Here is a 6,705-nt window from a genome sequence, read left to right on the forward strand (position 1 = left end):
GGGGTGGTGGAAGCCCGTCATGTCACGGAAACAGGCGTTCGTGGAGATTGTTCACGATCCCTGCCGTCACACCCCAGATCATGCGGTCCCCGAAAGGGATCGCGTAGTAGCGGCGCGGGCGATCCTGCCAGACCCCGACGCCGAGCCGGCGGCGAACCGGGTCCATCAGGCGGGCGAGCGGGACTTCGAAGACGTCCGCCACCTCGGCCGGATCGAGATCGAGCGGTGTCCCTCCCGCGCAGAGCCCCACCACCGGCACCACGAGGAACCCCGTGGCCGACAGATAGGGGTCGAGATAGCCGAGGATCCGGATGTCGTCGGGGCGAAGGCCGATCTCCTCCCGGGCTTCGCGAAGGGCGGCATCGGCCGGGCTCCTGTCGGAGGGTTCGATCTTGCCGCCGGGAAAGGCGATCTGGCCGGAATGGTCCCGCAGGTGCGAGGCCCTGACGGTGAAGAGCACGGAGAGCTCCGCGTCCCTGACGATGACGGGGACCAGCACCGCCGCTGGCCGGTGCGGTCTGCCCGGAGGGATCGCGATACCGATGGGATCGAGGTCGTGGTCTCCGCGTGGGTTCGAGATCGGGTCACCGGCCTTGGGCGGAGTTGGCAAGAGGCCCCGCCCGGCCCTGTCGAGCAGGTCGGACAGCGCGTCGAAGCTCATGCGCCTTCGCTGCGCGCGACGGTGTGAAAGCTGCCGCCGCCGGCGATGCCGAACCACGAGACGCCATCGATCAGGCGTTCCTCTCCCAGCGCCAGGAGGTCGTAGGTCGTGGCGCGGGTGAGGAGCGCCCAGAGGTCGCGGCGGACATGGACATAGGGGCGCAAGCCTCCGTCGCCGCCTTCCTCGAAGCGAAGGGCATGGTCGGCGTCGACGGTGACGAGATCGTCGACATTGGTGCGGAACGCGATGCGCCGGGCCTCGCCTTCCCCCTCCGCCGCCATCTCCACGGCAGCGAAGGGCGCATCGTCCACGACGATGCCCACGCTCTCCACCGGCGTCACCAGGACGATGCGGCCATCGGGCTCCCGCCGCAGGATGGAGGAGAACAGCTTGACGAGGGCCGGGCGGCGGATCGGCGAGCCGTTGTGGAACCAGGTTCCGTCCGCGGCGATCCGCATGTCGATCTCGCCGCAATAGGGCGGATGCCAGCGCTCCACCGGCGGCAACCCGCGTTGGGGTATCCCGTCGAGCGCCAGGCTCAGCCTGGCGAGAGCCGGGTCCGGTGTCTGCTGTTCCGCCTGAGTCATGGTCTCAGGAGATACCGCGTTTCCGAGATTTTGAAACTGCCCTCGATTTGGGAATCGATGCCGAAGCGAGTGTTGGCACTCAAAGTTTCGCTGCGTTGCATCCTGCTCCAGACCCAATGCGAGCACATGCGAATACGAACGAGTTCAATCAAACGCTTAGCGATTTGTGCAATGCAAAAATATTCGCTGCGAAAATAGCTAGACAGCATTTGCTCTTGTCTCGGAAGTTTGGCACTCAGAGCAGGCATCCCAGGGAGGGAATGCCTAAAACGCATCAAGCGCCTCGTCCCACGGCCAGCCAGCCGAGCTTCGTCATCACGATAACAACGCAAGGACGGTAGAATGACCGCATTGTTGCTTATCATCCTGGGCGGGCTGTGCGCCGTCGCCTACGGTGTCGTCACGATCAACGACGTGATGAAACGCGACGCCGGCACCCAGCGGATGCAGGAGATCGCCGGGGCGATCGCGGAAGGGGCACAGGCCTATCTGCGCCGGCAATACGCCACCATCGGCATCGTCGGCGTGGTCCTGTTCGTGGCGCTCGCCTATTTCCTGGGGCTCAAGGTCGCCATCGGCTTCCTCATCGGCGCCGTACTCTCGGGAGCGGCCGGCTTCATCGGGATGAACGTGTCGGTTCGCGCCAACGTCCGCACGGCACAGGCGGCCTCCACCTCCCTCGGAGCGGGGCTCGACGTCGCGTTCAAGTCCGGCGCCGTCACCGGCATGTTCGTGGCCGGTCTCGCGCTCCTCGGAGTCGCTCTGTACTACACCTTCCTCACCCGCGTTTCGGGCCTCGCGCCGGCCAGCCGCGAAGTCATCGATTCCCTGGTGGCGCTCGGCTTCGGTGCATCCTTGATCTCGATCTTCGCCCGCCTCGGCGGCGGCATCTTCACCAAGGGCGCGGATGTCGGCGGCGATCTCGTCGGCAAGGTCGAGGCTGGGATTCCGGAAGACGATCCGCGCAACCCCGCCACCATCGCCGACAATGTGGGTGACAATGTCGGCGACTGCGCCGGCATGGCGGCTGATCTGTTCGAGACTTACGCGGTGACCGTTGTCGCCACCATGGTGCTCGCGGCGATCTTCTTCGCCGGCCAGACCGATGTCGGCGGCCGCAACGTGCTGGAGGCGATGCTGCTCTATCCGCTGGCCATCGGCTCGGCCTGCATCCTCACCTCCATCGCCGGCACCTATGCCGTGCGGCTCGGGGCCAACCAGTCGATCATGGGAGCGCTCTACAAGGGCCTCGTCACTGCAGGCGCGCTCTCCATCGTCGCCATCGCGCTGGTCAATTTTGCGCTGTTCGGCGGTTTCGCCACCGAGTTCAAGACCAACGCCGGGGTCACCTTCACCTCCGGCGGCCTGTTCGGCTGCGCCGTGATCGGCCTCGTCATCACCGCGCTCATCGTGGTGATCACCGAATACTATACCGGCACCAACTTCCGCCCGGTGAAGTCCATCGCCGACGCCTCCGTCACCGGCCACGGCACCAACGTGATCCAGGGCCTGGCGATCTCGCTGGAATCGACGGCCCTGCCGGCGCTCGTCATCGTGGCGGGCATCATCTCCACCTACTCGCTGGCGGGCCTGTTCGGCATCGCCATCGCCGTTTCCGCCATGCTGGCGCTCGCCGGCTTCATCGTCGCCCTCGACGCGTTCGGCCCCGTCACCGACAATGCCGGCGGTATCGCGGAGATGGCCGGTTTGCCACCGGAAGTCCGCAAGTCCACCGACGCGCTCGATGCCGTCGGCAACACCACCAAGGCCGTCACCAAGGGCTACGCCATCGGCTCGGCCGGTCTCGGTGCCCTGGTCCTGTTTGCCGCCTATACCAGCGACCTGGACTACTTCATCGCCAATGCGAGCCCGACCCAGTACCGCTTCTTCCAGGGCGTCACCGTCGATTTCTCCCTGTCGAACCCCTACGTCGTCGTTGGCCTGCTTCTCGGCGGTCTGATCCCGTTCCTGTTCGGCGGCATGGCGATGACGGCGGTGGGCCGTGCTGCCGGTGCCGTGGTGGAGGAAGTGCGGCGGCAGTTCCGCGAGAAGCCCGGCATCATGGCGGGCACCGACCGTCCGGATTACGGGCGGGCCGTCGATATGCTCACCCGCGCGGCGATCAAGGAAATGATCCTTCCTTCGCTCCTGCCGGTCCTGTCGCCCATCGTGCTGTTCTTCGCGATCCAGGCGATCGCCGGGAAGAACCAGGCCTTCGCCACGGTTGGCGCGTCCCTGCTCGGCGTGATCCTCACCGGCCTCTACGTGGCGATCTCGATGACGTCCGGCGGCGGGGCGTGGGACAATGCGAAGAAGTACATCGAAGACGGTCACCACGGCGGCAAGGGCTCCGACGCTCACAAGGCGGCGGTGACCGGTGACACCGTCGGCGACCCCTACAAGGATACGGCCGGCCCGGCCGTGAATCCCGCGATCAAGATCACCAACATCATCGCTCTGCTTCTGCTGGCGGTGCTCGCGCATCTCTGAAGCTCGGCTCCAATGGACGGTCGCAGAGATGAAGCCTCGGCAGGTGCCGGAAAGGTGATTGCAGGGGCGATGTTGTGGGTACGTTGGCGTGCGGCGGCGCACAGGTGGCGCCGCCCGGCCCAGCCGTCCCCCTGACGGTCTCTCGTCAGCGCCATAACTACGGTCTCAGCGGACGCACCCGAAACGGTCGCGCTCCCTTTGTCGTAGTCTGACGAGAGATCTTCATGCCTTCACTGAACGACCCGATCCGCATCGGCGCGATCGACGCGAAGAACCGCATCTTCATGGCGCCTCTCACCCGTGGCCGTGCCACCAGGGAGCATGTACCGACCCCGATCATGGTCGAGTATTACACCCAGCGCGCCGGCGCGGGCGTGATCCTCACCGAGGCGACGGGCATCAGCCAGGAAGGGCTCGGCTGGCCCTATGCGCCGGGTATCTGGTCGGACGAGCAGGTCGAAGCCTGGAAGCCCGTGGTGAAGGCGGTCCATGAGTCCGGGGGCAGGATCGTCTGCCAGCTCTGGCATATGGGGCGCGTGGTGCATCCGAGCTTCAATGACGGCAAGGCGCCGATCTCGTCCTCCGCCACCACGGCGCCCGATGAGGCCCATACCTACGAGGGCAAGCAGCCTTATGCCGAGGCACGCGCCCTGCCGGTCGACGAGATTCCGCGCCTCCTGGCGGATTACGACCGCGCCGCGCGCAACGCGATCGCCGCCGGATTCGACGGCGTGCAGATCCACGCGGCGAATGGCTATCTCATCGATCAGTTCCTGCGCGACAACACCAATCACCGCGACGACCGCTACGGTGGCTCCATCGAAAATCGCATCCGCCTGCTGACGGAGGTCACGCAGACCGTGGCCGACGCCATCGGGAAGGACCGCACCGGCGTCCGCCTGTCGCCGAACGGCCAGATTCAGGGCGTGGACGATTCGAACCCGGACGCCCTGTTTGGTGCGGCCGCCGCCGCTCTCTCGAAGATCGGCATCGCCTTCCTCGAACTGCGCGAACCCGGTCCGAACGGTACCTTCGGCAAGCCGAACCACCCGCCGGTGGCGCCCGTGATCAGACAGGCTTTCGACGGGCCGCTGATCCTCAATTCGGATTACGATCCCGCCGCCGCCGAGGCCGCCCTCGCCGATGGTAAGGCCGACGCCATCGCCTTCGGCCGGCCCTTCATCGCCAATCCCGATCTCGTCGAGCGGATCGCGACGCATGCTCCGCTGCAGAAGGACGTGCAGGCGACGTGGTATAGCCAGGGACCTGAGGGCTATATCGACTACCCGACGCTCACCGAGTCGCAAGCGGCCTGACTTCCCAAGACCGCTTCGTTTGCGAGACAATCGGCTCGGAGGAGATAACCCATCCTTCGGGCCGATGCCGTTCGTCGGTCCTTCCTCGATGGAGTGGAATGACCGCATGGATCAAGTGACCCATCGCCGGTTTTGGTGTCGAAGCCGTGGCGCGGGCGCATTGGCAATTCCGACTGCCGGTGGGGTGAGGCGGTGCCGGCATGGCGATCGCCGACTTCGTCTGCGGGCGTGGCCAGGGCAATGGCTGCTTTCGCACGAAATGCCTGCGTGATGGGCAAACCCTACGGACTGGTCGTCTTCGATTTCGACGGAACGCTCGCCGATACCTTCCCGTGGTTCTGCAGCGTCATCAACGGTGTCGCCCGTCGCTACCGTTTCCGACACATCGACCCCGCCGAGACGGAGGCGCTTCGCGGCCTATCCGCCCGTGCCCTCATTCGCGAACTCGGCGTGCCTGCATGGAAGCTGCCTTTCATCACCCGGCACATGCACGGCCTCGCGGCCCGCGATATCGAGGCGATCTCGCTGTTTCCCGGCATTCGCGACATGCTTCGCGATCTCGATGAGGCCGGCATCGTCCTCGCGATCGTCAGCTCGAACAGCGAGGCCAATATTCGGCACGTCCTGGGGCCCTGTGCCGCTCGTTTCCGCCACTATGCCTGCGGCGCATCGATGTTCGGCAAGGCCAAACGTCTGACGGCGGTCATGCGAAAGGCCGGAGCGCGCGGAAGCGTCATCTACATCGGCGACGAATTGCGCGACCACGATGCGGCCAAGGCGGCCGGTTGCGATTTCGGAGCCGTATCATGGGGATATACGCGAAGAGATGCTTTGGCTGCCGGGCGGCCGGATGTTCTCTTCGAGCATCCCGGCCATGTCGCGGAGGCGATCTGCTCGACGGAGCTTCGAGGATCTCACCCGGCGGCATCGATATTGTATAGTGGTCCGTCATGAACAGGGAGGTCGGGCTCGATGCAGTGCCCAGGACCGGCGCGACGCGCGAACCTCCGATACCGTCTACGGCAACGGGTATACGCGATGTCAGTTCAGTGCTCCTCCGGCGGCTCGGATGAAAATGGTCGCGGTGCGGCCAGCCACATTGCGGCGCGGCGTCGCTCACCCGGAAAACGGACGGTGGAGAGCCTGATCGGCGGCCTACGGTCAGCCTATCCACTCGACGACCAAGCCACGACCTCGGAGGTTTTCGCCGAAATCATCGGTCGCCTTCGCCGGGGCGATGACCAACCGCAGTAATAGATCCGGCGCCATTGGAACGATAGTTCCGCTCGCCCGCCGGTCCTTCAATCTTCCATCATACGAAGGACACGTTCGCCAAAGAGGCGGATCATGCACAGGACGAGCACCGGAACCAGCGCGATGACTCCAATATTGGGTCCGAGAAGAAACGAAAGACCGACTCCGAGGCCGGCGGTGAAAGCGGCTGGCACCATGGCGAACTCACATATCGTTATCGTTGGCTGGCGAAACATCGCGACGGTATCTGCTTTATAATGCCCAACCAAGCAGAAAAATTCTGATTTTAATATGGATCAATAAGTTCCTTCGCCTCATAGGGTTTATATTGCCACACCCTCAAGGGGGTGAATCATCAGCGCAATGGTAAGTGAATTTTGCTTCATTAGAACATGAG

5 protein-coding genes are annotated in these 6,705 nt (G+C 64.7%); 3 read left to right on the forward strand and 2 right to left on the reverse strand.

The features are described 5' to 3' along the window. Positions 1–22: 22 nt before the first annotated feature. Together FV220_RS12685 and FV220_RS12690 are read right to left on the reverse strand one after the other, a co-directional pair. Complete coding sequence (locus FV220_RS12685) at positions 23–661, reverse strand: CoA pyrophosphatase (RefSeq protein WP_147831771.1); 639 nt, start codon at positions 659–661, stop codon at positions 23–25. After that, a complete protein-coding gene (locus tag FV220_RS12690) occupies positions 658–1,248 on the reverse strand; it encodes a DUF1285 domain-containing protein (protein ID WP_147831773.1) in 591 nt (196 codons plus the stop codon). The genes FV220_RS12685 and FV220_RS12690 overlap by 4 nt, the downstream gene beginning before the upstream one ends. Before the next feature lie 342 nt (positions 1,249–1,590). Between FV220_RS12690 and FV220_RS12695 the strand changes: the two genes are divergently transcribed. The 3 genes from FV220_RS12695 (at position 1,591) to FV220_RS12705 (ending at position 6,008) form a co-directional block, all read left to right on the forward strand. Beyond that, positions 1,591–3,738, forward strand: coding sequence for a sodium-translocating pyrophosphatase (locus tag FV220_RS12695; protein ID WP_147831775.1), 2,148 nt, complete (start codon positions 1,591–1,593; stop codon positions 3,736–3,738). 224 nt (positions 3,739–3,962) lie between these two features. Beyond that, positions 3,963–5,054 (forward strand): alkene reductase, encoded by a 1,092-nt coding sequence (locus FV220_RS12700; RefSeq protein ID WP_056148033.1) that lies wholly within the window; start codon positions 3,963–3,965, stop codon positions 5,052–5,054. Between the two features lie 270 nt (positions 5,055–5,324). Further along, positions 5,325–6,008, forward strand: coding sequence for an HAD hydrolase-like protein (locus FV220_RS12705; protein WP_147831777.1), 684 nt, complete (start codon positions 5,325–5,327; stop codon positions 6,006–6,008). Positions 6,009–6,705 lie beyond the last annotated feature (697 nt).

Source organism: Methylobacterium sp. WL19 (assembly GCF_008040005.1).
GTDB lineage: Bacteria > Pseudomonadota > Alphaproteobacteria > Rhizobiales > Beijerinckiaceae > Methylobacterium > Methylobacterium bullatum.